The organism is Streptomyces carpinensis, assembly GCF_002154505.1.
GTDB classification, from domain to species: Bacteria; Actinomycetota; Actinomycetes; order Streptomycetales; family Streptomycetaceae; genus Streptomyces; species Streptomyces carpinensis.
In genome coordinates, this window is the sequence record NZ_MUBM01000150.1 from 1 (window position 1) to 26,839 (window position 26,839).

Here is a 26,839-nt window from a genome sequence, read left to right on the forward strand (position 1 = left end):
CGGGTGACGGGGTCGTAGACGGCGTAGAGGCAAGTGACGCCGATGCCGCCAGCGCCTTCGGGGGCGCCTTCGGGGGTGGCTTCGTCGGCGGAGAGGCGGATGACGAGGTCGTCGAGGTGGGTGAGCAGTTCGTCGGGCGGCAGGTCGACGTCGGCCAGGGTGCATACCGCGGTGCGCAGCCGGCCCATGGTGGCCGAGGCGCGGACGCCGTGGCCGACGACGTCGCCGACGACGAGTGCGACGCGTGCGCCTGACAGCGGGATCACGTCGAACCAGTCGCCGCTGACGCCGGCCAGAGGGTCGGCGGGCAGGTAGCGGGAGGCGATCTCGAGGGCGGCCTGCTCGGGCAGGGCCCGCGGGAGCAGGCTGCGCTGCAGGGTCATGGCCGTGGTGCGTTCGCGGGTGTGACGCCGGGCGTTGTAGATGCTCATGGCGGCCCGGGCGGCGAGCTCCTCGGCCAGCTGCAGGTCCTGGGGGGTGAAGGGGACGGGGTTGTGGTGGCGGCTGAAGAGGGCGACGCCCAGGGTGGTGCCTCGGGCGCGCAGCGGCACCACCATGAGCGAGTGCGTGCCCCACTCGCGGATCCGGGCCGCTCCTGGGTCCTCGCCGACCCACCGGGCAAGGGCGGGGCCGGTCATCTCGTAGAGCGCCCCGCGGTCCTTCGCCAGGCATTCGGCCACCGGGGACAGCGCCGGGTAGGTGCTGGACTCGCCGACGGCGACCGGGGACTCGGGGCTTCCTTCCAGGACCGAGCGCACGGCGGCGCGGCGCATGGTGACCGGCCCGGCCAAAGCGGTGGCGCCCGCCTCCTCACCGCGCGCAGGGAGCAGGTCGACGGCGGCGAAGTCCGCGAGGCGAGGGACGGCGACGTCGGTGAGTTCCTGGGCTGTACGGGCGATGTCCAGGGTGGTGCCGATACGGGTGCCGGCCTCGTTCAGCAGCATCCGCTCCCTCTCCGCGTGCTCCTCGTGCCCCTGGTACGCGGTCAGGCACACGCCCCGCAGCCGGCCCGCTCCGTCGCGCAGCGCGGTCAGCGACACCGGCCGGCCACTTTCTGGGCCGTCAGCCCATCCGGCATGGGCGGCAGAGAGGAAGGCCTCGGTCCACTGCGGCTCGCCGTCCTGAAGCACCCGGCGCATCCGCGCCTGGATCTCCTCGCCCACGGGGTGCGGCGCGATGTCCACCAGGCGCAGCCCGCGCATCTCGGCCTCGGTGAGCGAGAGGGCGCGCTCCATACCGCTGTTCGCCGCAACGAGCCGCAGATCCGTGCCGAAGACGGCCAGGATGCACGGGGACTGGGCGAACGCCCACTCCTTCAGCTCCCTCAGCCCGCCCGGCTCCTCCTCCTGTCCCCGCTCGCCCGGTGTGCCTTGCGGGCGGTTTTCGGGGTGCGACGGCGGGCTGGTCACGGCGCAGAGAAGGAGCCACTCGGTGGCCGCACCGCCGGTGGGGGTACGGCGGTGGGCGAGCAGGTGCTGTTCGAGGCGGCGGCCGTCCTGGTGGCGCAGCACCACGGTGCCGTTCCACCGGTCCTTGCCGGCCGCCTGGTGCCCGGCCGCCCGGCGGGCGGCCTCGCCGGTGTCGTCGGCGAGCAGGCAAGTGGCAGGGCGGCCGATGATCTGTGAGGGCTCGTAGCCGAGCAGGCGCCGGGCGCCCTCGCCCCACTCCGTCACGATGCCGTGTTCGTCGACGGTGGCCGTGGCCGTGACGGTGGCGGTGCGGGGCGGCTCGAGCGGGGCGGCCGCCTCGCCCGGCCGTTCACCAGGAGGAGTGGGAAGGTGCTCCATCGGCGCTCATCTCGCCTCGCTCGTTCCTCGACCACTGTTCCCGGGGGAACCTCCGCGGCCAGGGCCCTACCTACAAGCATGATCCTGCGGGGCAGGAAGCACCAGCACGGTGCCCGGTGAGGTGCCCGGGCCAGGCGGGGGCGCGGACCGCCCGCGGTGGGCGGTGCGCTGTGTGCGGAGCCGGGTACCGAGGGTGCTTCTGCACATCACCGATATATGCAGATAACGAAAATTTCAGGAAATATACGACGACGCGGAACCGGCCTGGGCCTACCTGTGTCAGTTAGGGGCAAATACCCGCATTTAGGCATCCGTGTAACTCCGAAGATGTGAGCGGGGACGACCGGACCGATGCGCCGAAGGAAAGCCGCCATGAGCCTCGCACCCGCCCTGTACACCGAAGCCCCCACCCCCGCCTCTGCCTTCGCGTGCGGGCCGGCTGCACTGGCCCCGCGTGAACGGGAGGCGCTGCGGCACATCGCCGCCGGGCACACCTACGTGCAGACAGCCCGACGCATGGGTCTCTCGAAACACACCGTCGACGCGTATCTGCGCCGGATCCGAACCAAGCTCGGCATCAGCAGCACCGCCGAGCTCACGCGCCTGGCCGTCTCCCTGGGCCTGTGACGCCGCGTTTCGGACCAGGCGAGGGTCGTGAACTGCTCGTTCTGCAAGCGCTTCGCGAGTTGGCACGAGCGGTGAGGATGGTCGCGGCGGAGGTATGGCCTGCGTCGACCAGATACTCGCCGGGCTTCGTCCGTTCTTGAGCCGGTGGCTGGGGCCTTGATGGAGATCACTTCGCAGTGGTGCAGGAGGCGGTCGAGGATGGCGTGGCGAGGACCTCGCTGCGGACCATGTCGTCGAGGCTGGTGAAGTAGATCGAGTAGCCGGCCCGGCAGGCCCCGACCGCGAGGGCGACAGCGATGTGTGTCTTGCCCACTCCGGGCGGCCCGAGCAGGGCGGCGTTCGCCTTGGCCTCGACGAACGAGAGTGTGGCCAGGTCCTTGACCTTGCGCGGGTCCAAGTCGGGCTGGAAGGAGAAGTCGTACTCGTCGAGCGTCTTGTGTGCGGTAGCTTCAAGGTCCACAGCCCGCTGCGGAAGCGACGGCCGTCACGGACGGCCAGTTCCTCGGACAGCACCAGGTCTAGGAAGTCGAGGTAGCCCGGTTTCCCCTCGCTGGCCCACCAGGGGTACTCGCTGATGGTTTCCGCCAGACGGGGGAGGCCAAGCTTGCCGGCCGTGGTGCGGATGCGGATGCTCGCCGAAGGCGACCAGGCAGTCTTTGCCGACCGGCCGCAGATGCCGCTCGGCCACCAGATACGAGGGTCGGCGGCAGCGGCTTGCGGGCCGCATGGTCGCGTGCCGCCCGCTTGTCATCGCGCTGTCGCCCACGTCGCGAGTCCGGTGCAATGCGGGTCCGGGCCGCGATGGGGAACAGCGCCCGTATCGGTCTTCCCGGACCTGGCAGGGGCGTCCCTTGCCTTTTGTTCCGATGGATGGCTCCTGGACTCCGGTCAACCCGGGTAGCGGTCCGGCCGCCATCCGCGACTGGTACGAACCCAGCGAGCGGAGCTTCGTTCACCTGCTTCCTCGGGCAGAGATTCCCGTCGAAAAGGCCCGGGCAGATCTGCTGCTCGTCGCCGGTGGCGACGACGAGATGTGGCCTTCTCTCCGCTTCGCCGAACAACTGGCAGAACGCCGACGCTCAGCCGGGACCACCGCGCAGCTCATCGCCCGCCGCTGTCCTTGCTGATCTCGCAGGAGGCGATGTTGTGGCCGCCCGACGCAGTGGACTGCGAGACGACCCTGCCGTTGACCTTCAACTGGCAGGTGACATGGCCGCCCCCCTGAAGCTGCGCGGTGATCGCGTAGCGCTGCCGGTTCTCGAGCGGCCTGGTCACGCTCATCGGCGACTTGCCCTGGGCAAAGGACCCGGCCGGGCCGTATTGCACGTCGGCGCCGCTGGTGCCGGTGACGACGTAAGTGACGGTCTGCGGCGCCTCCTTCTGGGGGGCAGACCGCGAGGCGGAGGCCTTGGAGCCGTTGCCGGCGTCCGAGGGTGCGGCGGCCGGGCTCTTGGCAGTACCGCTGCTGGACTTGCCGCCGGTAGCAGCGGAGATCGCGCCGGCGATGACCAGGATGCCGACGACGACACCCAGGCAGCCGACTCCGGCACAGGTCTTGCCCTTGCTCTTCTTCTTGTGAGGTTCCGGGGCCTGCGGCTGGAACGGATGCTGCGGCTGGCCGGGCTGCTGGCCCTGAGAAGGCGTGGACATGCGCGGGTACCCCCGTGTGGTGGCATGAGGAAGGGGACGGGATGAGACGGAATACGTACGGGAACATGTCCCGGTAGTGCTTGCGAACGTGCCGCAGTCAGCGGGCCTCTCAGTGGAAACCGAGCATCGCCTGCATCACTGCCAGGCACAGCAACTCCGAGTGACTGAGCTTCGGGGGCCGCGCGGGCAGACGCGCGATCCCAGCCCACTCATCGTCGATCTTCACGTGCAGTGCGGTCACGAGGGTGTTCAGGTCAGTTGTCGCAAACGGATCCTGAACACCCTCTCTTCGTGCCCGCAGGCATTTGGACAGACTCGTCAGGAGTACGTCCAGCCCTCCGAGAAGGACGAGGACTGCGAGTACGAGTAGTCCGACGTGGACTGGTAGTAGCTGGAGTCCGGCGTATCCACGTACGTCGTGGACGACGAGTCCGACGAGGACGACGAGTCCGACGAGGTCGACCAGTAGCTGTCATCAGCAACGTAACCGCTGACGGTCTTGGCCAGCGTGGCCACGGTACTGGTCTGGGCCGGGGCCGGAGCGGCGAACGCGGCGGTGGGGATCAGCGCGCCTCCCGCGGCCAGGGCAGCGGAAGCGGTGAGGATCGCCAGACGCCGTGTAAGAAGTGTGCGAGCCATGGTCAATCTCCTTGGTAAGAAATGATGGGAAAGGAATGCGTCGAAACGGTCCTGCCGGTTCTCCAGCGGGGCGGCCGCGGGACAACACGTCCCGTCAACACCGTCCGGACCATCCCGGTGGGCCACCTGCTCTGCGTGAACCCATGCCTCAATTAACCCCGGCCCGGCGCACCGCGTCATGCCCCTGCAATTCGGGGCTTGACAAACATCCCCGACCCACCGACCCTCCCCCCGGGGTGCGGGGTGCACAGCGCGTCAGGACGATGCGGGAACGGCGATCCGCCTCTTGAGGATCGTGCCGGTGGGCCCCCTCGGGAGGGCGTCGACGAGCCGGGTCTCGCGCGGGTACTCGTACGGCGCGCGACCGGGTCGCGGACGGATACCCTCAACTCCTCGGCGACAAAGGGGTATTCGTACACAACCGTCTCGATCTCCCGCGGGTAGACGTTGAAGCCGCCGCGGATGATGAAGGTCCTTCTTGCGGTCGACGGTGGAGAAGTAACCGTCGTCGCCGGTGCGGAGCCAGCCCTCCATGAGGTCTCCGGGGTCGCATCGGGGCGTCCCGGCCCGGCTGGCCGCTGGGGCACGCACCTTGACCTGGCACTTTCCCGGCTAGGTGGCCCTGGCGCGACGCGCTGGAACAGCTGTGGACGGCAGCCGGCCACCGCCTGCGCACCTGACCGACCGCGCACCCTGCCTGCCCGCGACGTGAAGGACCTTGAAAGAACCCGCCACCGCAACGGCCATCCGGAAACGCCCCCTGCCCGGACCCGGGATATCCACCTGGAAACCGATCACGTCACGTGATCAGGCATTACGCGGTGGATCCAGGCTGAATGGCCGGGTTCTGGAACGCCATGAGCGCGGCGGCGTTCTTGTCCGCCCAGGGGCGGATGGTCGAGCTGCCCTCCGCTTTCAGCGTGGGTTGCGGGCATCCGGCCGGTGTGCCCGCGGGCACCACGTCGTGGATCAAGGAGGGCGTGGGGGAAGCAGGCCAGCGGTACGGGCACGCGCCCAACCGGTTTTCGGAAGCTGCACCCTGCCCTCGACGGCATCCGGCGCGGTTGACGCGCTCGCCCTCCCCCACCTCTGGCCACGCCACCAAGGTCGCCCGCGGCGCCGGCTCCCGCACCGCCGCCCTGGCCATGGTCTTCAAACTCGGCGAGTCCGCCCGAGGGCGGTGGCGGGCTGTGAGCGCGCCCCACCTCGTCGCCCTCGTCCACGCCGGAACTCGCTTCGAAACGAACGCCTGCACCCTCTCACGGCATGCACAACCTCAACCGATCCACAGACCTTTTCTCCGCGCTCGCGCTTTCCCGCTCCTGATCCCGATACCGCCGCGCGGAACATACACGGGCTACACCCGTTCCGGGTGACTTGCCGTTCTTCGACCGATATGCAATACGTGGAGAGAGACCCTTCAGCGCTCGCCGAGGAACCCCTGCTGGCCGTCCTGGAAGAGGAGCGCCATGACAGGAGCGCAAGAGGCCGCCGGGCGCGTGATCACCGGACGTTACCGGCTTCTGCGTCGGCTCGGTACCGGCGGCATGGGACGTGTGTGGCTGGCGTACGACCAGGAACTGGCGTGCGAGGTCGCGCTCAAGGAGATCATTCTGCCGCCGGACGTCCCCGAATGCGAGGTGCGCTCCCGGATCGCGAGGGCCCGCGGCGAGGCCCGGCACGCCGCCCGGCTGCGCAACCATCCGCATGTCGTCACCGTGCACGACATCGTGGAGGAGGGCGGCCTGCCGTGGATCGTCATGGAGTTCGTCCCCGATGCCATGGATCTGGAGGCGGTGGTGCGCGAGCAGGGGCCGCTGCCGCCCGGCGACGTCGCCCGGATCGGCCTGGCGGTCCTCGACGCCCTGCTGGAGGGACACCGGCTCGGCGTTCTGCACCGGGACGTCAAACCGGCCAACATCCTGCTGACCCATCCCGGGCCCCAGCCCTCCTATCCGACGGAGGGCGGCGGCCAGGTGATGCTCACCGACTACGGCATCGCGCTGGAGCCGAGCTCCGGGGAGGACCGCCTGACCGCCACCCTGGAGGTCCTCGGGACGCCGCGCTTCATGGCCCCGGAGCGGGCCAACAGTCAGCCACCCACCCCTGCCGCCGACCTGTTCTCACTCGGGGCCACCCTGTACTACGCCCTCGAGGGGGCCGGTCCCTTCGACCGCGACACCGCCCTCGCCACGCTGACCGCCCTGCTGTTCGAGTCCCCGATCCTGCCGCGCCAGGCGACGGAGCTGACCCCGGTCCTCCTCGGGCTGCTGGCCAAGGACCCCGCGGACAGGATGGACGGTGAGGAGGCCGCCCGGCGGCTCGCCTCCATCGCCGACCAGCCCCACCCGTCCCCTTTGCAGCAACCGACTCCCTCACCGGAGGTGCCGCCATCCGAGCAGCCCCCCGCCTCGAAGCCACCGCGCCCCCAGGAATCGGCCCCGCCGACCGAGATCCTGTCGCCGGCCGAGCCGGAGGAACCGACCGGGCCGCCCCTGGAACCGCTGCCGCACAAAGGGGACGAGGCCCGGCTGCGGCCCCGCCCGCCGCGGCCCAGAAACCGACGGGCCAGGCTCATTGCGGGGGTGGCGCTGGCGGCGCTTGCCGCGGCGGGCAGCGGCATCTACCTGGCACAGTCCCGTTCCTCGGGTCCCACCGCACCGTCCGTGTCCTCGATCCAGGTCGGCAAATCCCCGGGTGCGGTGGCGGTGTCGCCGGACGGGCGCCGAGCCTACGCGACCAACTACTTCGGCCCGGCTTCGGTGTCGGTGATCGACACCGCCACCAACCGCACCGTGGGCAACCCCATCGATGTCGGCGACAAGCCGTACGAGGTGGCGGTGTCCCCGGACGGACGCCTGGCCTACACGGCCAACTTCGGCTCGGATTCGGTGTCGGTGATCGACACCGCCACCAACCGCACCGTGGGCAACCCCATCCATGTCGGCAAGAAGCCAGTCGGGGTGACGGTGTCCCCGGACGGACGCTGGGTCTACGTGGCCAATGCTGGCTCGGATTCGGTGTCGGTGATCGACACCGCCACCAACCGCACCGTGGGCAACCCCATCCATGTCGGCAAGACGCCGTACGGGGTGGCGGTCTCCCAGGACGGAGGCCGGGCCTACGTGGCCAATGCCGGCTCGGCTTCGGTGTCAGTGATCGACACCGCCACCAACCGCACCGTGGGCAACCCCATCCATGTCGGCCACACCCCGGAGGGGGTGGCGGTCTCCCAGGACGGACGCCGGGCCTACGTGGCCAATGCTGGCTCGGCTTCGGTGTCAGTGATCGACACCGCCACCAACCGCACCGTGGGCAACCCCATCGATGTCGGCAAGAAGCCAGTCGGGGTGGCGGTCTCCCGGGACGGACGCCGGGCCTACGTGGCCAATGCCGGCTCGGATTCGGTGTCGGTGATCGACACCGCCACCAACCGCACCGTGGGCAACCCCATCCATGTCGACGGGTATCCGGTGTGGGTGGCGGTGTCCCCGGACGGACGCCGGGCCTACGCGGCCAACTCCGGCTCGGCCTCGGTGTCGGTCATCAAGTTCTAGCCTCCCCTTTTCGCTTGGGGCGGCAGAGTCGAGTTGGTCGCGGTGGGTCGATGGTCTTCCGGCTGTTGGTCGCCAGGCGGGCATGGCTACGGCCCGACGCTGGGATCACCGCCCCCGCCCCACCGCGCTCCCCACCACCTCCAGGCCATTGACCAGGGAAAACATAGTGGTTGACAGTGGTCCGGCTGCAGTACCAAGCTGTAGCACTAAACCGACAAACAAGGAGTAATCCACCCCAAGCCAAGGGAGATCATCATGATGACAAGTACCCGGAAGCGCATCCGACACCTCGTCGGTGCGTTCTGCGTTGCTGCGCTGCTCGCCGGAGCGGTGAGCGTGACGAGTGCTGAGGCAATGCCTCAGACAACGAAGGCCACGACGGAAGCGCCGAGCGAGGGCTGCATAGGCCCCTCGAACCCGCCGGGCTGTGTATGAGGCAAGGCTGGGACAGGTGTCGCCCACTGCGCGGTGTCCGTCTTGAAAACCGTTGCGCAGAGTGTTGTCGGCTACAACCTCATCTGTCCACACACGTGCCAACCTCGATCTTGCATGACGGTCCGCCGACTGAGCCGGTGGACCGTTTCGCTTTCCGTGGCTATGGCAGGCATGTCGGGGACCCGAGTGACACGTCGGGTGGGCGCCGGGTTCCACTGCTGCGGGCGGGGTGGTGCCGCTCGCAGGGACGGAAAGCTGCCGTGTCAGCCGGGGTTCGGCAGGAGAACCAGCCATTCGAGAGCACCTGTGATCTCGCCGATCCACGGCCAGTGGCGGGTGAGGCGGAGGATGCGGCGCCGGCCGGTGGTTGACGAGCTGGGCGGCCGCGGAGAACAGGCGGAACCGCAGGCGGCGGGGCCCCCAGAGCCGGGCTTGGCCGGTCAGGGCGAGCATGGGCATCCAGGCCAGCAGGTCGAGTGCGATCAGCCGTCCCGGCCAGCCGGAAAGACCGGCCGCACCCGGCCACGGACCAACCGCCTCGTGCCCAGGCGACGCGAGGTTCCCTCCTCAGCAGCCCGCTCGCGCGGTCCTGCCGACCGGCGTCCGGAGGGACACGCACCAACGGACCGGACTCGGCTGCCCTGTGCAGCCCGCCGGCACTAGGACGTGGCCACGATCAGCACATCCACCACCCGCCGACACCGGCCACAAGGAGTAGCACGGGGCGCGGGATTCCACCTTCATGCCCATGCCTCCCCACCCAGGTGGGCAGTTCCCTTGCCAGACGCTATGTCTCTCGCTTAGCTGATCAGAGACGCTGTGCACGCTCAGCAGCGAGCGCGGCCGCTACGCCTCTCCCTCCCGGCGGGGCTGACCGGGCCGATGAGCCCTCATGGACGCACGAGGCACACCGTGCCAGGATTCACCCGAAACTCCGCTCATATCCCCTTTGTTTCGCTTCCGGGTAGCCGACCACGAAGCGACCGGGACGGACCGGTCCGCACAGAGACGCGAGGAGCGCCTCCTCGAAGGCGTCGGGCCCGGGCCGGGTCAGACCTGCCCGGCCCGGGCCCTCGGTACCGGACGGGCCTGCCTTCGCGAGCCGGCGGGGGCCGGGCCGTCCGGCCGCTCATCCGTAGCGGCGCAGTTCATGGAAGAAGTCCTCTATGACGTGCAGATGCCCGGCGCGTGCCACCTCGTCGTACACGTGTTTGCCGACGGCGAGGTCGAGCACTCCGAGGCCGAAGGGCGAGAAGACCACGGGCCGGTCCTCCGGGAGCGCCACCCGGCCGGCCATGACGTCGTCCAGCGTTCCGGTGAGAAAGTCCCTGTTGCCGGTGAGCTGTTCGGTCAGGTGTGGTGAGGTGTCGGCCTTGAGGCAGTGGTCGACGTCGTCGATGATGTTCGCCGATGCGAGCACGATGTCGGGGGCGAGGTCGCGCAGCGACACGTGCAGCACCAAGGGGTTGTGGTCGAACCATGCCGGGTCGGTGACGTGTGGCCGGCCTGCGACGGTGGCGAAGACCACCAGGTCGCTGGAGCGGATCAGCTGCTCCGGGCTGTCGTGCGTGGTGATCGGTGGGGCCGTATCGGTGTGCTCCAGGTAGCTGTGGAAGCCGGCAGCGTGGTCGGGGGACACGTCGTGTATGCCGATCTGGTCGAAGCTCCAGCCGGTTGCGGTCAGAAAGGTGTGGATGTAGCGGGCGATCAGGCCGGTTCCGAAGAATCCGACGCGGGTGGGGCGTCGGCGGTGGCGGCTGAGCCAGTCGGCCGCCGACGCGGCCATCGCGGCCGTTCGGCTCGCGCTGATGATGGAGCTCTCCAGGCAGGCGAGCGGATAGCCGGTGTCGTGGTCGTTGAGGATGAGCACGGCCGAGGCTCGCGGGATGCCGGAGGGCACGTTGTCGGGGAAGCTGGAGATCCACTTCAGGCCGTCCACCCGTACCTGCCCGCCGATCGACGCGGGCAGCGCGATGATCCGCGCCGTCGGTCGGTCGGGGAAGCGTAGGAAGTACGACGGCGGATTGACCGAGTCCCCGGCCGCGTGCAACCGGTAGGTCGCCTCGACGAGATCGACGATCTCCCGTTCTTGGCCCTGCAGCGTGTGCTGGACCTGGGCACCGGGGATCACGGCGAACGGTGGCACCGCGGCCTGCAGTGGCGTCGTGCTCGGCTGGGGCATCGCGGAGTGGGGCATTGCGGACTCCTTGGCGCAGGAAGGGGACGTGGTCATCGGGCGTTTTCCTCGAAGGTCGGCGGGCAGGGGGTCGGGTGCAGCGGTTCGGCCATGGCGAGGACGACGTCACGCGGTGGCTCGAAGGGCTCTCTGCTGTGTGCCATGCGGATGTTGTCGACGAGCATCAGGTCGCCGTCCTGCCACGGCTCGCGGACGGTGTGCCTCTCGTACACCGTGTTGATCAGCTGGACGACGTCCTCGCCGATCGGATCGCCCTTGCCGAAGCGCGTGGTGAAAGGCAGACGGTCGGGGCCGTGGACGTCGATGAGGTACTCCCGCACCTCGGGGGCCATCGTCCACTCGTTGAGGAACGCGATCTGGTTGAACCAGCAGCGTCGGCCGGAGACCGGATGGCGCAGCACGGCGCGGCGGCGCTGGCGGGTGTGCAAGCCTCCGTCGGGCAGCCAGCGGAACTCGATCCTGTGGGCGCGGCAGTAGTCCTCGACAGCAGTCCTGTCGTCGGTGCCGAACGCCTGCGCCCAGGAGGCCCCGATCTCGTCGTGGTACGTGCGCGTAAGCAGCCAGCCCTCCTCTTCGAACCGCTGGACCAGCTCGGGCGGCAGCGCGTCGAGGACGGCGGTGGCGTCGGCGAGGGCGGTGGCTCCGCCGGTGCGGGGCGCGGTCAGGCAGGCCAGCAGCAGGAGGCCGGGGGGCGCATGGGTGTAGCTGAGTTCGTGGTGCATGCACATGGGCTGGTTGGCCGGCCAGGTGGTGGAGGAGTAGACGCCCGGCGCGCGGGTGCGGCGGGGTGCGAAGGCCTCCCTCTCGGTCATCGGGCCGGGAGCCAGGTGGTGGAGGACGGCCCCGGCCTGGCCGGCCTCCTTCAGAGCGAGGCCGCGGATGAGAAGCGCGCCGTGTTCGGTGACGAGGCTGCGGACGGCGTGGCGGTGCTCGGCCGCCCAGCCCGGCGCGTCCCCGCGGGCGTGGGCGCCGGTGTGCAGGACGGGGGGGTTGCCGCCGGGGTGCACGTCGAGTTCCGTACCGGGCATGGGCGTGGGGACGGTGGAGGTGGGGAGTGACATCTTTCTTGTCCTTTCCGTGGTGTGGGGGATGTTTCGTGGGTGGGGGAAGTCGGACGAGGTCAGGCTGAGGCTTGTCGCGCGGTTGACTGCTGCTGGCAGAGCTCCTCCAGGAGCCGGGCCAGGTCCGTGAGGACGGGGTGGCGGGTGATGTCCGCCAGGGACACCAGGCGGTCGAGGCTGATGGCGAGTTTCACGGCCGACAGCGAGGTGCCGCCCAGGTCGAAGAAGTGGTCGTGGCGTCCGATCCGGTCCTGCGGGATGCCGAGCGCGCCGGCCCATGCGGCGCCCAGCCGTCGTTCGGTGGGCGTACCGGGCGCCTCGACGTCGTCGTTCGCGGCATGAAGCCGGGTGGCCAGGGCCGTCAGGGCTTTCCGGTCCACCTTGCCGTTGGCGGTCAGCGGGAGGTCCGCGCACCAGTGGACGGCCGAAGGGACCATGTATGGGGGCAGTACGGTGCCCAGCCGATCCAGCAGGACGTCGGTGTGCAGGGGCCGCGGGGAGGTGTAGAAGGCCACCAGGTGTGTGCTGTGGTCGGGCCGTTCGGCGACCACCACGGCGCTGTCGCGGACGCCGGGCACCTGCAGCAGGGTGTTCTCGATCTCGCCGGTCTCGATGCGGAAACCACGGATCTTGACCTGGGTGTCGCGACGGCCCAGGAACTCCAGCTTGCCGTCGGGCCGCCAGCGGCCGAAGTCGCCGCTCAGGTAGAGGCGCTGGCCTGGACGGTGGGGATCGCTCAGGTAGGCGGGCCGGGTGCGCTCGGGGTCGTTGACATAGCCGCGGCCGACGCAGATCCCCGAGAAGGCGATCGCGCCCGGCGCACCGAGCGGCACCGGGTTCAGGTGCTCGTCGACGACGTAGAGGTGCACGTTGTTGACCGGACGGCCCAGCGGGACCCGGTCGCCGTCCGGTGAACGGTCCATGATCTCGTGGTTGGTGTCGTCGGAGGTCTCGGTCAGTCCGTAGGCGTTGACCAGCTTGACGTGGGGCTGGGCGGCGAACCAGCGCTGGGCGAGTTCCCTCTTCAGCGCCTCGCCGGTGACCGACACGTACCGCAGGTCCGGCAGTTCGCGCGGGTGCTGCTCCAGGTATGTGAGGACGACTTCCAGGTACGACGGAACGACCTGGAGGACGGAGACCCGTCCGCGGGCGATGGTGTCGACGAACTGCCGGACGTCGAGGATCACGTTCTGCTCGACCAGAAGGGTCCGTCCCCCGACCAGGAGCGCGGAGAGCAGTTGCCACAGCGAGATGTCGAAGCACTGGGGCGCAGTCTGGGCGACCACCTGTCCTTCGGCGACCTCCAGGTCGTCGATCTTGGCGTGGAGGTGGTTGAGCATGCCTCCGTGTTCGCACATGGCGCCTTTGGGCTTACCGGTGGAGCCGGAGGTGAAGTAGATGTAGGCCAGTTGGTCGGCTGCCACGGCGATACCGAGGTCGTCGTCGGCGTGGCCCTCCTCGTCGGCGGTGTCGGTGTGCAGCGTCCGCACGGTGGGCAGGGACGCGAGGGCCGTTCGCAGGGTGGCGGGGGCGGTCGGTCCGGTGAGCACCAGCGTGCACCGTGAAGTGGTGAGCATGGCCTTGACGCGTTCGGCAGGCAGATGCGGCTCGATGGGCAGGTAGACGCCTCCGGCCTTGAAGACGGCCAGCACGGCGGCCGGCCAGTTTAGGTTTCTGTCCATCACCACCGCGACGACGCCTTCGCGGTCGAGTCCTCGCGCCAGCAGGGCGCGGGCCAGCCGGTTGGCACGGGCATTGAGCTCCCGGTAGGTCCACTGCCGGTTGCCGTGCACCGCTGCGACCGCGTGCGGGTCGTGCCGTACGCACTGCTCGAACAGCTCATGGACCCCGGCGTCGGGCAGGCTGCGGTGGGGCCCGGCGAGCCCTTCGAGCTGGAAGCGCCGTTCCTCGGCGGACAGCAGGCTCTGCCGGCCGTGCTCCGCGGCCGGGTCGGCGGCGATCAGGGCGAGCGCGGTGAGATGGTAGCCGACGATGCGGGCGGCGCTGTCGGCGTCGAGGACATCGGTGCGGTAGCGCGCCCGCAGCGTGAGCCCGCCGTCGTCGTGGTGCGCGATGCCCATCCGCAGCACTGCGTCGGTGGCCGGGGCGCCGCTGTCCCCGGCGGGGGCGTCGCCGAAGCCGGTCGCATCAAGTGCGGTTTCACATGACGGCTCGGGAAGGCCGAGTTCGCGCCTGAGGTCGTCGACCGGGTAGTCCCGGTGGACGAGTACCTGCGAGACGGCCTCGTGGGCGTGCGCCAGCAGGGCCCGCCAGGAGCGGGGTGCCGTCGTCAGCCGGCACGGCAGCGGCCGACCAGGGGCGAGCCCGTACAGGCCGATGGTGACGGCGCTTTCACCGGTCAGCGCGGCCAGCACTTTGGCGTGCGCCGCCAGCAGCACGGTGCTCAACGGCACGGCCAGGTCGTCTGCCAGCCGGCGCACGGCCGCCGCGTCACTGACGGGGATCGGTGCGTGGTGCTCGGCCAGTCCGGCAACCGGCTCGCGGGTCCAGCGCGGAAGGGGCGTGCAGCCGCCGGACTCCGTCAGGACGCCGTGCCAGAAGTCTCGGGCGGCGGGAGTGTCGAGTGCCATCAGGATCTGTCCTTCGTTCGGGTGCTGAGGTGGTCTGATGTGGCGGGGTGTGGGGCACGGCGTCAGATGCGGCCTGCCAGGCAGGCGGGTGTGCGGGGGGTGTTGTCGGGCAGCTGACGGGCTGGGTTTCCGCCCCACCGGGCCTGCGAGGGGGCGTGTTCGCCCTTCATGAGGAAGGAGTCGCAGGCAAGGTCGACGTGGTCGGCCAGGGTGACGCCGTAGTGGACGAATGCGCCGACACCGAGCGTGCAGTCGGCACCGATCGTGGTGCGGTCGGACTTGAAGGCGCCGTCCTCCTGCGAGTGGCACTGGACCACCGTGCCCGCATTGAGGGTGCAGTCGTCCCCGATCGTCACCAGCGTCCGTTCGGGGAAGAAGGAGCCGTCGTCGAAGACCCGCTTGCCGATCCGGGCACCCTGCAACCGCAGAACCACGTTCTTGAACGGGGTCCCGCCGAGCATCTGGGCGTGATCGACCGCCGCCATCTTCCAGAAGCGTTCGTGCCGCCAGAAGGACGGCTCGTAGATGGAGCAGGCCAGCGGCCGTTGTGCTGTGAATCCCGTGGCGGCCCGCTCGATCAGGGTGAAGTAACAGACGCTGAAGACGAGGCCACCGACCATGGACAGGGCAATCGCCGATGCGCCCATGGAGGGGTAGAGGCTTCCGGCTCCCAGCGTCAGCAGGGTGACGACGAAGACGTGGAACCACCGCGCCAGCAGATACAGCACCGCGGTCGCGGCGTTGTGCCGGTTCTTTCGGACGAGGCGGTGGCGCAGTTCGCTGCCGCCCGCCAGGTTGTTCAACCGGGCGTCCCGCATCACGGTGCGCGGAATGGTGAAAGCAGGCGAACCCAGCAGGCCGACGCCCTCGCGCATCTCTCCGTCGATGGGCACCATGACCTTCGTGGCCAGCAGGCAGTTGTCGCCGGTCCGGGCCTGTGCCGGATAGGCGATGCGGTTCCCGAGGAAACTTCGCGCTCCGATCGAGGCACGGCAGAGGCGGAACGACGTGTTGGAGAAGTCGGCATTGATGATCGACAGGCCGTCGGCGACCATCGTGTTGCTGCCCACCGAGGTAAGGAACGGACTGTCGTGCTTGAGTTCCGTGCCGAAATTCGAGCCGGTCTGCGTGACATGGCACAGGTCGTAGCCGAGATAGCGCAGGTAGTGAACGATCGCGGAGCTGTCCCCGAATATCGTGGTGAAGAACTTCCGGTTGGTCAGAAAGGCGGTCGCCCGCTGCAGACCGTAATGGAAGCCGTAGAGCGGGTAGACCGTGTCCGGCTTGATCGCCCTGTTGAGCAGGCGCGGTACCACGCCCTGGAGGGCAAGCCCGGCGAGCGCGGCGCCGAAGAACAGCGTGAAGGAAGCGGCCAGCGCGCCCAGAAACAGCATCGAGCCGGTATGCGGCCATGACCCGGCATCGAGGGGTGCCTTCAGCTGCGGTACCGCGGCGACCAGCAGGGCCGCGCCGCCCGTGGTCAGGGGGAGATACACGAGCAGCAGGGCCAGCAGCTGCCCGAGGGTGTAGCGGACCTTTCTCGTGGCGGAGCGGTCGGCGGCGTGCGTACTGCGGAAGTCTGTGCCGGTGGGCTCGGCCGGTGAACCGTGCCAGTGCTCCCCGGCGGGTACGGCCTGCCCGGCGTACAGGGACGAGGCATGGCCGAGCTGGGACGCGTCGCCCAGTGAGGTGTGGATGTCCAGGACCGCCTGTTCACCGACGACGACGTCCTTGCCGAGAGTGACCGGACCGGTCTGGATGAGGCCGGCATGGGCGCGGTAACAGGAGAACAGAGAGTCCTTGCGTATGACCGCCCCGTCTCCGATGGTGAGCAGATCCGTACACACAGGAATATGCGTGGAGAAGATCGCAACATCGCGACCGATTTTCGCGCCCAGCGCACGCAGATACAGCACGAACAGCGGCGACGCCGTGAACAGGCGGACAGGACTGGTCCGGATCAGGGTTTTGACGATCCACCAGCGCAGGTAGGTGAGGCTCCACACGGGGAACTGACGGGGCGTGAAGCGGCCGATGAGCAGCCATTTGGCCAGGATCGGCACCGTGCACAGGCCGATGAATCCGGCACCGCCGGCCAGCACGGAACGCAGGTAGCGATCGGCGAGGGAGGAGCCGTCGCCGATCCATGCGTAGCCCCGTGTCGCTGCCAACGCAGCCAGGTAGCAGTACCCGAGGAAAAACAGCAACTGCAGCAGTCCGCACAGCACGTACTGACGCGTGCCGGCTCGTACTGCGGCCCCGTGCGAGGTCTGTGCGGCGTTCGTGGCCGGCACCGGCCCGGAGGCCGGGACGGACGGCCCGCCGGGCGGCTGATGGGGCATGGATACGGGTGTCGGAGGCACCGTGGGGGTCGACGCGCTGGTCGTGAGTCCGGTGCCCGCGGTCGCCGCACCGGTGGCAGCGGAGGCGGAGGCCATGGCTTCGGGCCCGGTCAGCGCGGCGGCGAGACTCTCGACCGTGGAATACCGGTAGACGTCCTTCATCGACACGGGCGGCAGGTCCGCCCGCTTCCTGACCCGCGCACAGAACTGGGCCATCACCATCGAATCCGCGCCCAGGTCATCGAAGAAGTGGCTGTCGGCCGACACGTGTTCCACGCGCACGACGTCGGCCAGCACCTCGGCCAGTAGCCGTGCGGTGGCGGCCGGCGACCCGGCGGTCCCGGCGTCAGGCCCTCCGCTGTCGTCGGGGCACGTGGAGATGCCGGGCGGGCCGGCCGTCCAGGTACGGGGGGAATTCCCTGCCATGTGAGCTCCGATGTCGTCGGTGTGGTGGGGAGACGGGCTTCTCCCACCCGCAAAGGCGCCAGAGCCTTTCGCGGCGGATTCCTGACGCCCGCCCCACCAGTACGCCCGGCCCGGCACGACTTCGTCACGCCGCTGAATCTCGTAACTTGACACCACGCATTGGTGGCGGTACGCGCCAGGACAAGCCCAGATGGAAGGCACCGAGCCCGCGCAGGCCCCCCCTCGAATCCCAATAAATCCGTGCCGCTACGCGCGAGCCCGGCCGTTGTCAAGCCCCGAATTCCGGTGGCATGACGGAACCAGGATTGATCCCGCGTACTGGTGGAGACGGCTCACACACAGATCAGGAGGCAACGTGCCGGTCATATCCACCCCTCAGGAATTCAACGAGAACGACCTCTACATCGACCTGGAGGCGATCACCAGGCGCCAGTTGTTCCTCAAATGTGAAGGTTTCAACTTCGCCGGCTCGATCAAGCTCAAGGCTGCCGCCGCCATGGTCGAGGCCGCCGAACGCGACGGTCTGCTCACCGACGGCTCGGTCCTCGTCGAGTCCTCCTCCGGCAACCTCGGGGTAGCCCTGAGCATGATCGCGGCCAGCAAGGGCTACGGGTTCGTGTGCGTGACCGACACTCGCTGCAACCTGCCCACCCGGCTGCTCATGGAAGCGCTCGGCAGCCAGGTCCACATCGTCACTGAGCCCGCCCAGCAGGGTGGCCTGCTCGGCGCGCGCATCGACCACGTCCGCACACTGTGTGCGTCGGACGACCGGTACGTGTGGCTCAACCAATACAGCAACCCCAACAACCACATGGCCCACTACCGCACCACCGCCCCGGCCATCGCCCGCCACTTCCCCGACCTCGACGTTCTCTTCGTCGGAGCCGGTACCACGGGCACGCTCATGGGCTGCGCACGCTACTTCCGCGAGTGGCACAGGCCGGTACACATCGTCGCCATCGACGCCGAGGGATCTGTCACCTTCAAGGACACTCCAGGCCGGCGCATGATCCCCGGCCTGGGGACGAGCGTCCGTCCACCGCTGCTGGACGACTCCTACGTGGACGAGGTGATACACGTCAGCGAAGCCGACACCATCCGCACCTGCCACCAACTCGCCCGCAGCGGCTTCCTCTTCGGAGGCTCCACCGGCACGGTCGTCAGCGGCGCCACCCGTTGGCTCGCCCAGCAGTCAGCACCCCGCCGGCAGCCGACCGCCGTGGCCATCGCCCCCGACCTCGGCGAGCGCTACCTCGAAACCATTTACCACACCAACTGGGTACAGGACCTCTACGGGGACGACGTACTCGAAGGCGCTGCCGCCCACACCCCCGCAGGGGGCGAAGGGCGGACCGCGACCAGGCCATGACCGGGAACCCCTTGATGCGCCCTTCGCCTGCGAGGGACAGCAGGTCGATGGCAGGGAGCTGCGTGCCGCCGGCGGTGGCCCGGAGCGGCAGCGCCGTGAGTGCCCGGTGCGGCAGTGATGCAGGGGTGACACGGCGCGGACGGTGTACGTCAGCCCGCCGGACCACGCCGAACAGCTCGCTCCCCGCCATGGCCTGCGCCCGGCCCGGCCACCGTCGTCACCGAGTCCGACGGCCCTTGAGCACGGCACCTGGGCGCCGAACCGCGACCGCGGCAGCGTATCCGCCGTCCACGGCCACATCCCTGATCGTCCATCCCTGCACAGCGGCCGGTGCGCTCCTCCCAGTCCCCAGGTAGTCCAGTGACATGGCGCGTCCCAACCCCGTGCCCAGCCCTTTCAGATAGGCCTCCTTGCGCGCCCAGACCCGAGCGAACGCAGCCGGCCTGTCCACCGTCCGCAGCTCGCTCAACTCGGCGCTCTCCCGCGGATGCAAGCAGGCCCCGACCTCATCGGCCACCGCGAGGCCGGGGACCGTCTCGACGTCCACGCCCACCGGCGTCGCCGCGAAGGCCAACAGACACAGCCCCCCGCTGTGGGACAGCGAGAAATACACGGGATCGCCACGCACCGCAGGACGCCCGTGCGGCTCCCCGCACTGCGGGCACGGCAGCCGCTCCAGCGGAACGTCGACGGGCGGGACGCCGAGGTGGGCACCCAGCAGCAGGCGCATGGCCACGTGCCCGCTCAGATACGTGTCCCTGTCCCGGGTCTCCCTCAGCGCCGCCGCACGCTCCGTCTCGGTCCCGTCCAGCACCGAAGAGGCCAGACGTGCCGCCACCGGCCTGAAGGCCTCCGCCCGCACCAGCCACAACCCGGGCCGCCCCGCCGTCCCCGACGCCATCAGCGGCTGCTCCCACCCCCCGTCCCGCAGCTCCGTCGGACGCCACAGCGCACCAGCCATCACACTGGCAGGATACGAACTCAAACGAGTTCGGGTTGCGGTTCCGGTATCTGACGCTGCCTGGCTGGAACATCACCCTGACCGTTCAGGCACCCTCCACCGCCGCTTCCTCTCCGCGTTTTGGTGGCATCCCTGAGGGGGTGAAGCCGTGCCCATTCCACCGGTATTCGATCGTGACCGCGGGCAGGGAGGGACAGCACAATCCATCATCGGGCCCGTAATGGGCGTAGGTGACTCGGATGGCACCCGGCTTTCCGGGAGTGATGGCTTGGATGGCCAGGCTTTCGCTGCTGCGGTCCCAGCCGACAAACGTCGTGCCGTGCCAGAAAAAGACCAGTTGCCCGTACCCGTCTGCACTCGGAGAACGGGTGCCGATCACCGCGGTCAGATAACCGCCGGACCCGTCCGCTACCGTGACCGGGGCGCTGGACGGCGCGAAATGTTCCGAGGGATCGCCTGCCTCGACGGTCGTGGCCATCACCCGCGCGATCGCGCTGGGACTGGGCACGTCGGCCCGGGAGGAGCCAGGCAGCGCCCCGATCGTCGCAACGCTCAGACCGGTCCGGGACCCTACGGAGGGGGCAAGCCCCCCGGAGGGGGGCGCGGCTAGTGCCGTTGCGGGGGCCAGGGTCAAGACGACGGCGGTGGCAGCGAGGGCGGTGTACAAGAACCGGGAACGGAGTGCCGGCCTGGGCTGTCTCGGTGGCAAGCCCTGGGCAGGTGCGGCCGCGGCGGGCACCGGGTGATGTGTGCATGGGTGAGTGCTCATGGGTTTTTTCTTTCCGCGGTGCGGGGTTTTCGGCCCGGCACACGGGTTGGTGAATTTTCGTCGTGCGCCGGGGCGGCCGCATCGCGAGGGATGAGGAAAAGCACTGCGGCGGGTTCGTGTCCTTCGGGGTTTTGCATGGAGTCGGCCCGGCCGAAAAATCGCCAGGGGGGAATGAGGAATCACGGCTCGACAAGTTCGGTGGCCCAGGTTGCCGGGGCTGCCCTGCCCGGTGCCGTCACTGGTGCCGCCAGAGCCGCCGTGGTCGTGGCCTTCCTGGTGGCGCTGCCCGTGCCGAGGGCCGTCTCCCCGCGCCGCAGCGCCAGATACCTCCGCAGGCCCCTGTTGGCTTCCCGTCGTACCCCGCGCAGCACCGGGACCTGGGTGGCCCTGTGCAGCTGGTAGTGCCACGGCGCCTGGGCCCCCTGCCGTACCGACATCGCGTAGGCGAAGTCCACCAGATCCTGCTCAAGGTAATGGTCGAGATGCTCGAACCAGGCCATGCTCGTGCGGGCCGCGGCCTGCACGCGATGGAGCGCGGCCCGGCGGCGCTTGTCGTAGGCCTGCAGAGCGGCAGGCAGCTCTGCCTCCGTATACAGGCTGTGCGCGAGCTCGATCGCATCCAGCAGCGCCAGCCGGGTGCCCGAGCCCAGGGTGTAGTGGGTGGTGTGGGCGGCATCCCCCAGCAGCACCACGTTGTCGTGGCACCAGGTGGCGTTGCGTACCTCGGTGAAGTGCTGCCAGCGTGCCGGTTCCCCCCGGGACTGGCCAAGCAGCGCGTGGCCGTCCAGAGCGGAGGCGAAGATCTGTTCCAACAACCGCACACCGTCGGCGGTGTCGAGCGTGTCGAGCCCCAGGCCCCGCCAGGTCTCTGGGGCGCACTCGACGACGCAGGTGCTGATTTCCGCGCTCGAGGGATAGGCGTAAAACCAGATCCACCCGGCCGGGGTCGGTTCGAAGGCGAAGGTGAAGCGGGGGAACACCTTGTCGGTGCCCAGCCATATGTAGGGGTTGCGGCCGACTTCCAGGCGGGTGCCGAAGTGGTCGCCGTGCAACTGGCGCACCCGGCTGTTGGCCCCGTCGCAGGCGACGATCAAGTCGGCGTCGGCGAGCTCGGCCAGGTCGTCGACCTTGCGGCGGTGCTGGACATCCACTCCCAGCACGGTTGCGCGTCGGGTGAGGATGTCGAGCAGGGTGGCCCGGGCGATGCTGTAGCCGTACCGGCTCATATACGCGGTCTGTTCTCCGCAGCGGACCTCCTGGTCCTGCCACAGGGCCGAGGCCGCACGCACCGCCTGGGCGCTGTCGTGGTCGTTGCGGTAGAGGTGGTCGAGCAGGTTGTCCCCATACCCCACGCCCCAGCCGTAGGTGGCCCCCGGCGGGTCGCGTTCGATGACGGTGATGTCATGGCCGGCATCGCGGCGCTTGGCCGAGATCGCGAAGTACAACGCGCCCGGTCCACCGCCGACGCACACGATCTTCATGGCGTGTCCCGTTCTGGCTGCACGGCCGGGCAGCCGCATCGCGGCTGCGGCACTCTGGTGCGCGGTCGGTGTCGGGTTGGGGCCGTCCAGCGGCGGAAGGGCGGTCCCGGTCGGCGTCCCCTGCCGCTCGGGTCCTTGGAGTAGTGGTCGCATGGGTTCCTCTCCCCTGGGTCGAGTCTCTGAGTTGAATCGGTGGGTTGGGTCTTGGTGCTCGTGGGTCGGTGCGCGCCCGAGGGCCAAGAAGGGGGCTGGGCCTGTGCCCGGCACCGGGCGCGCGGGTGCGGCGATCTCACACCTGAGGTGTGTCTGCCGCACCCGCGCCCGGGCCTTGGCGATCTGACCGGGGGCTCTTCGTGGCCGGTCAGGCGCCGCCTCAGGGTGCCGCGGGAGTCAGGGCAGCGTCGGTGCCGCCTGCCCCGGGTCGGCTACCCTCAGCCATACCAGCCGCCGTCGTCATACCAGCCGCCGTCGTGATTCCAGCCGCCGTCGTGATTCCAGCCGCTGTCGTGATTCCAGCCGCCGTCGTGATACCAGCCGCCGTCGTCACACCAGCCGCCGTCGTCACACCAGCCGCCGTCGCGGCTGACGCTTGCCACGGTGGTGGCGTGCGTCGTGGCGGGTGCGGCCTGGGCGGCGGCGCCGCCGCCCAGGAGCGCCCCTGCTGCGGTTACGGTGATGGCCGCGATCTTGGCCATCTTCTTACTCGTTCGAAACACGACCTTTCCTCCTTGCGGTGGATGAGCCTCACTCCGGATCGGTGAGGTCGTGTTTCGAGTAAGCCCGAACGGGTCATGCGTCGTCACACCACTGAATGCCGTGACTTGACACCCATAAATGATCTTGATATGCCCGCGTGCCCGGTGCCCAGCCCCGGTGAAGCGGATCATGAACCTGGTGCTCGCGGGCGTGGCCCTGGCGATCTCCAGCTTCTGGTGGACGGCGGCCGCGTCCACTGGTGCCCGCCTCGGAACGGCCGTACATCGGCGGCTCCACGGACGGCACCGCCTGCGACCTGATCATGGGCTCCAACGGCCTCGGCCGGGCCTTCGACGGCAAGGGCAACGACGGTGGCGGAGGCGACGGCTTCTCCGGCAGCCAGCAGGGCAACGGCAAGACGGGCGGTACGCCCCCGAACGGCACCGGCGACAACGGCCGTACCGGCAGCACGGCGGTGCTCACACAGGCGGCCGCCATCAGTCCAGCGGCAAGGCCGGCGACAGGATCCTGATCGCGGACGAGACGGGGGACGCGAAGCCCTCGACCGACACGGTGGCCGCGGCCCGCACTCGGGCTCGGTCGGCGGCGTGGACCTGTGCCAGGTCGCGGTGCACCTCACCTCCGCCTCGTCCGCCGGGTACTGCCTGATCGGCCGGCGCCTGTACTTCACCAAGGAGTGGGCCGGCGACGAGGAACGCCGCGAGCTGACCAGCGTCCCCGACGAGCTGTGCTTCGCGGCCAAGCCGCGCCTCGCGGCGGACATGCTCCACGCCGCCGCTCAGCAGGGCATGTCCGCCTCGTTCTTCCTGGGCGACGAGGTCGACGGCGGGCGGGAGTTGCCTACCGTCTGCCGCGAGCTGGGCCTGGGCTACGTCGTGGGAGTGCGCTCCAACCACCAGGTCCCTCGCCCCCCTCAGCAGCCACGAACTCCACCGCCTGCCACGGGCCTTGATCTATGATCAAAAAGCTCGACAACGAACCATCTACAGCTGCCGTATCCGAGAAGAACCGTCCGCCCCCGGCCCTCTCCACCGTCGCCGGTGCCGTGGACGCCGGAACGCGTTGAGGCGGCGAGGAGACCGCGTGGGGGGCCACCGGAATGGCGATGAAGTCAACAAGGGCGTCCAGCGGGTACCACGTCGCTTCCGTTACTGAGATTCCGGGCGGGATGTCGCACAACGACGGTGTCTCTGGGCCGGCGGTATCGTCGACCGTCCGGCGACATGACGCCGAGATCATCAGTAACGCGGTGGTCAGCCGAAGAGCCGGAGACCACGGTCGTCGACGCAACCGTGGTCTCCGGCTCTGTCAGTCCGAGCGGGTGCGCCAACTAGCACTCGGCCTCGTAGGATCCCTCGTCATACCCCGCGTAGTAGTTGTCCTCGAAGTTTTCGTCGGGGAAGCTCTCGTACGCTCCAGGATCGGGATCTCGGCACGCCTGGCCATCAATGTAGCCCTGCGTCCAGCCGGGCCCCTCCTCCTGACTCGGGCTCAGCCTGAGGTCTTGCTGGATGTCAGCAGGTTCGCTTCGCGGCGAGGCAATCACTGTTTTCGCTGGGGAAGAGGCGGCAAATGCCTGCGATGCCATACCCGGAGAGAATATGGCGAGCGCAAAGATCATCGGAGTGGCCCAAATGATCGATCGCTTCATGGACACGGCCATTCTCCCTTCTCGTCGCATTGCCAGGGCAATCACTCAGAAAGCAAGCGCATTGAACATTGCACGAGCGGGTAACACACTTGAATTGAAGCGGCCAGTCAGCGCTTCCGAACGTGCCACATTCGCCACATTCAAAATGTGCGTTTCCATCACTATCCCACCTCCACCCGGGATACGCCATCTGGGGTACGGCAGACCGTCACCTGCCCCAGCCGACCGAGTGGATGGCCTCGGCGGCCCCTCCGTCGGTAGTTTGAAGCGCTCCGGGTCTGGTGGAAGCTGATTCCCTGCGGAGATTGAGTTATGGCCCGGGTACGCGTCACGGACCTTCTTCGTCACGTGCTGCGCTGCCTGCGCCCCCAGGCCGCGGGCCTTCAGCTCGGCGTACGTGTGTTTCCGCAGTTCGTATTCGCGCGGCACCCCGCGGTCGAACGCGACCTGGGACACCCAGTTCGCGCCGTCATTGCATTCGAACAGGGTCGATCGCAGCGCGGCCGCCTGCTCGACGGTCGGCAGCAACTTGGCCTGCACGTAGATCTTCACGCGACGAACTGCACTCCCCGACACTGACAATGAGCCCACCCCGGGCAGCAGTTGACAATGTGCAGCACCACCGAGTGTCGGCAATCACTGTCTGGTCGGCCGCGGGACAGGACTCGCAGTGAGACGGCGCCGCCGCGCGGCGCCGTGGTCGAGGAGCCGATTCCTCCCGGGCCTGAAGGCCCGGGGTTCCTCGCCAGAAACAGCTGAGCTTGTCGCCCCCAAGGCCCCACGCCTATTCCGGTTCCCCGGTGTGCGCCGCGGCTGCGGCTGTGGCGGGGTGATGAGCGGGGCTCCCCGTCCCGTTTCCTGCAGGGCCGGGGGCCCTCCCGGGTGTGCGGTGGGTAGGACAGGGGGACAACGCTGTAATCGGCGCTGCGGACAGCAGTCAGAGTGCGGGCCGAACGAGGGTCCGCGAGGGGGGAGTTGGGCATGGCGGCAGAGAACATCGACGATGTCGTGGACGGGCTTGCCGGGATCGTGCGAGAGGCCGGCCGCGCCGGTGACCGAATCGGGTACTTCGCGGCGCTGTACCGACAGGTGACCGTTGAGGTCCGCACGGCCATTCACAGTGGGCTGTTCGACGACGGCGCGCGAATGGACCGTTTCGACACGCTCTTCGGCAACCGCTACTTCGACGCGTACGACGCCTGGCGTCGTGACCAGAGCGGGCCGCGTTGTTGGCGCGAGGCGTTCGGGCTGCTCGACGACTCCGACACCATCATCGTCCAGCACCTGATACTCGGCGTGAACGCGCACATCAACCTCGACCTGGCCATCGCCGCCGCGCGGACCAGCCCAGGCGAGGCCATCCACGCGTTGCGGCGCGACTTTCTGCTGATCAACGACATCCTTGCGCGGGTGGTGTTGGAGGTGCAGGACTCAGTCGGCGCCCTGTCGCCATTCCTGTCGCTGCTGGATCAGGTCGGAGCCCGCACCGACGAGCGGATCCTCGACTTCAGTGTCCGTCAGTCCCGCGAGGAGGCGTGGTACAACGCCGTCCTGCTTGCCGGCCAGAACGAAGAGGAGCGCGAGGCCACCATCCAGCGGCTCGACATCCGGGCCGGCGTGCTCGCACGGTTGATAGCGCGGCCGGGCGGCCTCGTCCGCCCGGCACTGCAGCTGATCCGGACCACCGAGAGTGATGACGTGCGTGCCGTCATCACTCATCTGGACAACGCCATGGAACGACCCTCCGCCCGGCAGGGGACGGGGTGAGGGCCCGCCTTGCTCTGCCTTGGCCACTGCCTGCTTGTCGGCCGGCGTCCAGAGGTTCGCGTTCGCCCCGAAGCCGCGTCCGGTAGCGGCTTGACTTCGGCATGGGGAAGCGGGGCATCGCGCCGGGGCGGTGGCATGTGGGACACGCCGATCGTGCTGCCTCGACCGCTCGGCTGCTTTCGCCCCCTACTCTCGGGCGCTGTGACGCTGGCAGACGGAAGATACGGGCTGGGGCCGTCGAACGGCCGATTGTTGATCAAGACTGGTCGCGCCGGGCTGGGCCGCAAGGCGGGGCACGACCTGACGATCGAGGTAACCCGGTGGTCCGGCGAGGCGGTGATTGCCGCAGGCGACCCCGGCAGGTCGTGGGTGAATGTGACCGTCGAGGCGGATTCGCTGGAAGTCCGGGAGGGAACGGGTGGGTTGAAGCCGCTCACCGATACCGACCGGGCCGAGATCAAACGGATCCTCGAGGACAGGGCCCTGCTGGATGCCGCAGAGCACCCCGTGATCACCTTCCGTTCCACTGGCATCGCGGGGACTGCGCAGTCCTTCGAGATCACCGGGGAGCTCACCATCAAGGACCGCACCCACCCTGTGACGGTGCACGGGAAGGGCAACGGCGACGGACTGGTCCGCGGCTGGGCGACCGTCACGCAGTCCACCTGGGGAATCAAGCCCTACACCGCGTTCCTGGGCGCACTGCGGCTGGCCGATGATGTCCAGGTGGAATTCGATGTGGCCCGGCTCGAACCGGCAGACCGACCTGGCTACTGAGTCCCACCGTCTGGCTCGGTCCTCGCCGGCTGCCG

Annotated in this window: 19 protein-coding genes and 6 pseudogenes; 9 read left to right on the forward strand and 16 right to left on the reverse strand. The window is 69.0% G+C overall.

Features of this window, described 5'->3' with window-relative positions; genetic code table 11:
* Window positions 1-1,787: PAS domain-containing protein (locus BZY54_RS20240; RefSeq protein ID WP_086726597.1), on the reverse strand; the 1,787-nt coding region annotated here is incomplete at its 3' end.
* Window positions 1,788-2,159: 372 nt separating this feature from the next.
* Between BZY54_RS20240 and BZY54_RS20245 the strand changes: the two genes are divergently transcribed.
* Window positions 2,160-2,414, forward strand: a complete 255-nt coding sequence (locus BZY54_RS20245) for a response regulator transcription factor (protein WP_086726598.1) — start codon at window positions 2,160-2,162, stop codon at window positions 2,412-2,414.
* Between the two features lie 132 nt (window positions 2,415-2,546).
* Here the strand turns inward: BZY54_RS20245 and BZY54_RS55090 are convergent.
* Window positions 2,547-3,089 (reverse strand): annotated as a pseudogene (locus tag BZY54_RS55090) (ATP-binding protein); the annotation flags it as partial.
* A gap of 191 nt (window positions 3,090-3,280) precedes the next feature.
* Here BZY54_RS55090 and BZY54_RS53335 point away from each other — a divergent pair.
* On the forward strand, window positions 3,281-3,541 hold the full coding sequence (locus tag BZY54_RS53335; protein ID WP_244217248.1) for an acyl-CoA thioester hydrolase/BAAT C-terminal domain-containing protein: 261 nt from the start codon (window positions 3,281-3,283) through the stop codon (window positions 3,539-3,541).
* On the opposite strand, the gene BZY54_RS20260 is transcribed toward BZY54_RS53335, so the two are convergent.
* The 3 genes and pseudogenes from BZY54_RS20260 to BZY54_RS20265 all read right to left on the reverse strand — a co-directional run bounded on the left by BZY54_RS20260 (window position 3,516) and on the right by BZY54_RS20265 (window position 4,703).
* Window positions 3,516-4,064: a hypothetical protein gene (locus BZY54_RS20260; RefSeq protein ID WP_086726600.1), complete on the reverse strand. Its 549-nt coding sequence runs from the start codon at window positions 4,062-4,064 to the stop codon at window positions 3,516-3,518. The two genes, BZY54_RS53335 and BZY54_RS20260, sit on opposite strands and share 26 nt — an antisense overlap.
* A gap of 112 nt (window positions 4,065-4,176) precedes the next feature.
* Window positions 4,177-4,365, reverse strand: a pseudogene (locus tag BZY54_RS54775) (hypothetical protein); the annotation flags it as partial.
* A gap of 17 nt (window positions 4,366-4,382) precedes the next feature.
* A complete protein-coding gene (locus BZY54_RS20265) occupies window positions 4,383-4,703 on the reverse strand; it encodes a hypothetical protein (protein ID WP_086726601.1) in 321 nt (106 codons plus the stop codon).
* Between the two features lie 1,100 nt (window positions 4,704-5,803).
* Here BZY54_RS20265 and BZY54_RS53345 point away from each other — a divergent pair.
* Together BZY54_RS53345 and BZY54_RS20275 are read left to right on the forward strand one after the other, a co-directional pair.
* Window positions 5,804-6,079 (forward strand): annotated as a pseudogene (locus tag BZY54_RS53345) (hypothetical protein); the annotation flags it as partial.
* A gap of 93 nt (window positions 6,080-6,172) precedes the next feature.
* Window positions 6,173-8,260 carry a serine/threonine-protein kinase gene (locus BZY54_RS20275; RefSeq protein ID WP_086726603.1) on the forward strand — a complete coding sequence of 696 codons (2,088 nt, stop codon included), beginning with the start codon at window positions 6,173-6,175 and terminating at the stop codon, window positions 8,258-8,260.
* 698 nt (window positions 8,261-8,958) lie between these two features.
* Here the strand turns inward: BZY54_RS20275 and BZY54_RS20280 are convergent.
* The 5 genes and pseudogenes from BZY54_RS20280 to BZY54_RS20305 all read right to left on the reverse strand — a co-directional run.
* A pseudogene (locus tag BZY54_RS20280) lies at window positions 8,959-9,178 on the reverse strand (transposase); the annotation flags it as partial.
* A 646-nt stretch (window positions 9,179-9,824) separates the two neighbouring features.
* Complete coding sequence (sbnB, locus tag BZY54_RS20290; RefSeq protein ID WP_208640705.1) at window positions 9,825-10,928, reverse strand: 2,3-diaminopropionate biosynthesis protein SbnB; 1,104 nt, start codon at window positions 10,926-10,928, stop codon at window positions 9,825-9,827.
* A complete protein-coding gene (locus tag BZY54_RS20295; protein WP_086726604.1) occupies window positions 10,925-11,953 on the reverse strand; it encodes a TauD/TfdA family dioxygenase in 1,029 nt (342 codons plus the stop codon). Before BZY54_RS20295 ends, sbnB begins: the two co-directional genes overlap by 4 nt.
* Window positions 11,954-12,057: 104 nt before the next feature.
* Window positions 12,058-14,544: pseudogene (locus BZY54_RS20300) on the reverse strand (non-ribosomal peptide synthetase); the annotation flags it as partial.
* A gap of 62 nt (window positions 14,545-14,606) precedes the next feature.
* Window positions 14,607-17,312 carry a Pls/PosA family non-ribosomal peptide synthetase gene (locus BZY54_RS20305; RefSeq protein ID WP_086726606.1) on the reverse strand — a complete coding sequence of 902 codons (2,706 nt, stop codon included), beginning with the start codon at window positions 17,310-17,312 and terminating at the stop codon, window positions 14,607-14,609.
* Window positions 17,313-17,667: 355 nt separating this feature from the next.
* Between BZY54_RS20305 and sbnA the strand changes: the two genes are divergently transcribed.
* Window positions 17,668-18,681, forward strand: a complete 1,014-nt coding sequence (gene sbnA / locus BZY54_RS20310; RefSeq protein WP_086726607.1) for a 2,3-diaminopropionate biosynthesis protein SbnA — start codon at window positions 17,668-17,670, stop codon at window positions 18,679-18,681.
* Window positions 18,682-18,898: 217 nt separating this feature from the next.
* Here sbnA and BZY54_RS20315 read toward each other — a convergent pair whose 3' ends face one another.
* From BZY54_RS20315 to BZY54_RS20330, 4 genes are all read right to left on the reverse strand, one after another.
* Window positions 18,899-19,642, reverse strand: coding sequence for a 4'-phosphopantetheinyl transferase superfamily protein (locus BZY54_RS20315; protein ID WP_086726616.1), 744 nt, complete (start codon window positions 19,640-19,642; stop codon window positions 18,899-18,901).
* A gap of 85 nt (window positions 19,643-19,727) precedes the next feature.
* On the reverse strand, window positions 19,728-20,120 hold the full coding sequence (locus tag BZY54_RS50905; RefSeq protein ID WP_158103883.1) for an LppP/LprE family lipoprotein: 393 nt from the start codon (window positions 20,118-20,120) through the stop codon (window positions 19,728-19,730).
* A 470-nt stretch (window positions 20,121-20,590) separates the two neighbouring features.
* Complete coding sequence (locus BZY54_RS20325) at window positions 20,591-22,045, reverse strand: FAD-dependent monooxygenase (protein ID WP_244217245.1); 1,455 nt, start codon at window positions 22,043-22,045, stop codon at window positions 20,591-20,593.
* 278 nt (window positions 22,046-22,323) lie between these two features.
* Window positions 22,324-22,587: a hypothetical protein gene (locus BZY54_RS20330; protein WP_086726610.1), complete on the reverse strand. Its 264-nt coding sequence runs from the start codon at window positions 22,585-22,587 to the stop codon at window positions 22,324-22,326.
* 178 nt (window positions 22,588-22,765) lie between these two features.
* Here BZY54_RS20330 and BZY54_RS20335 point away from each other — a divergent pair.
* Both BZY54_RS20335 and BZY54_RS50910 read left to right on the forward strand, forming a co-directional pair.
* Window positions 22,766-22,988, forward strand: a pseudogene (locus tag BZY54_RS20335) (hypothetical protein); the annotation flags it as partial.
* Window positions 22,989-23,196: 208 nt separating this feature from the next.
* Window positions 23,197-23,568, forward strand: coding sequence for a transposase (locus BZY54_RS50910; protein WP_158103884.1), 372 nt, complete (start codon window positions 23,197-23,199; stop codon window positions 23,566-23,568).
* A gap of 371 nt (window positions 23,569-23,939) precedes the next feature.
* On the opposite strand, the gene BZY54_RS50915 is transcribed toward BZY54_RS50910, so the two are convergent.
* Window positions 23,940-24,266, reverse strand: coding sequence for a hypothetical protein (locus BZY54_RS50915; protein WP_158103885.1), 327 nt, complete (start codon window positions 24,264-24,266; stop codon window positions 23,940-23,942).
* A gap of 39 nt (window positions 24,267-24,305) precedes the next feature.
* Window positions 24,306-24,812, reverse strand: coding sequence for a hypothetical protein (locus BZY54_RS53350; protein WP_244217246.1), 507 nt, complete (start codon window positions 24,810-24,812; stop codon window positions 24,306-24,308).
* 429 nt (window positions 24,813-25,241) lie between these two features.
* On the opposite strand from BZY54_RS53350, the gene BZY54_RS20355 reads away from it, so the two are divergent.
* Window positions 25,242-26,027, forward strand: coding sequence for a DUF5995 family protein (locus BZY54_RS20355; RefSeq protein WP_086726613.1), 786 nt, complete (start codon window positions 25,242-25,244; stop codon window positions 26,025-26,027).
* Between the two features lie 201 nt (window positions 26,028-26,228).
* Entirely contained in the window at window positions 26,229-26,804 is a 576-nt protein-coding gene (locus BZY54_RS20360) for a YceI family protein (RefSeq protein WP_244217247.1), read from the forward strand.
* The last annotated feature ends 35 nt before the right edge of the window (window positions 26,805-26,839 follow it).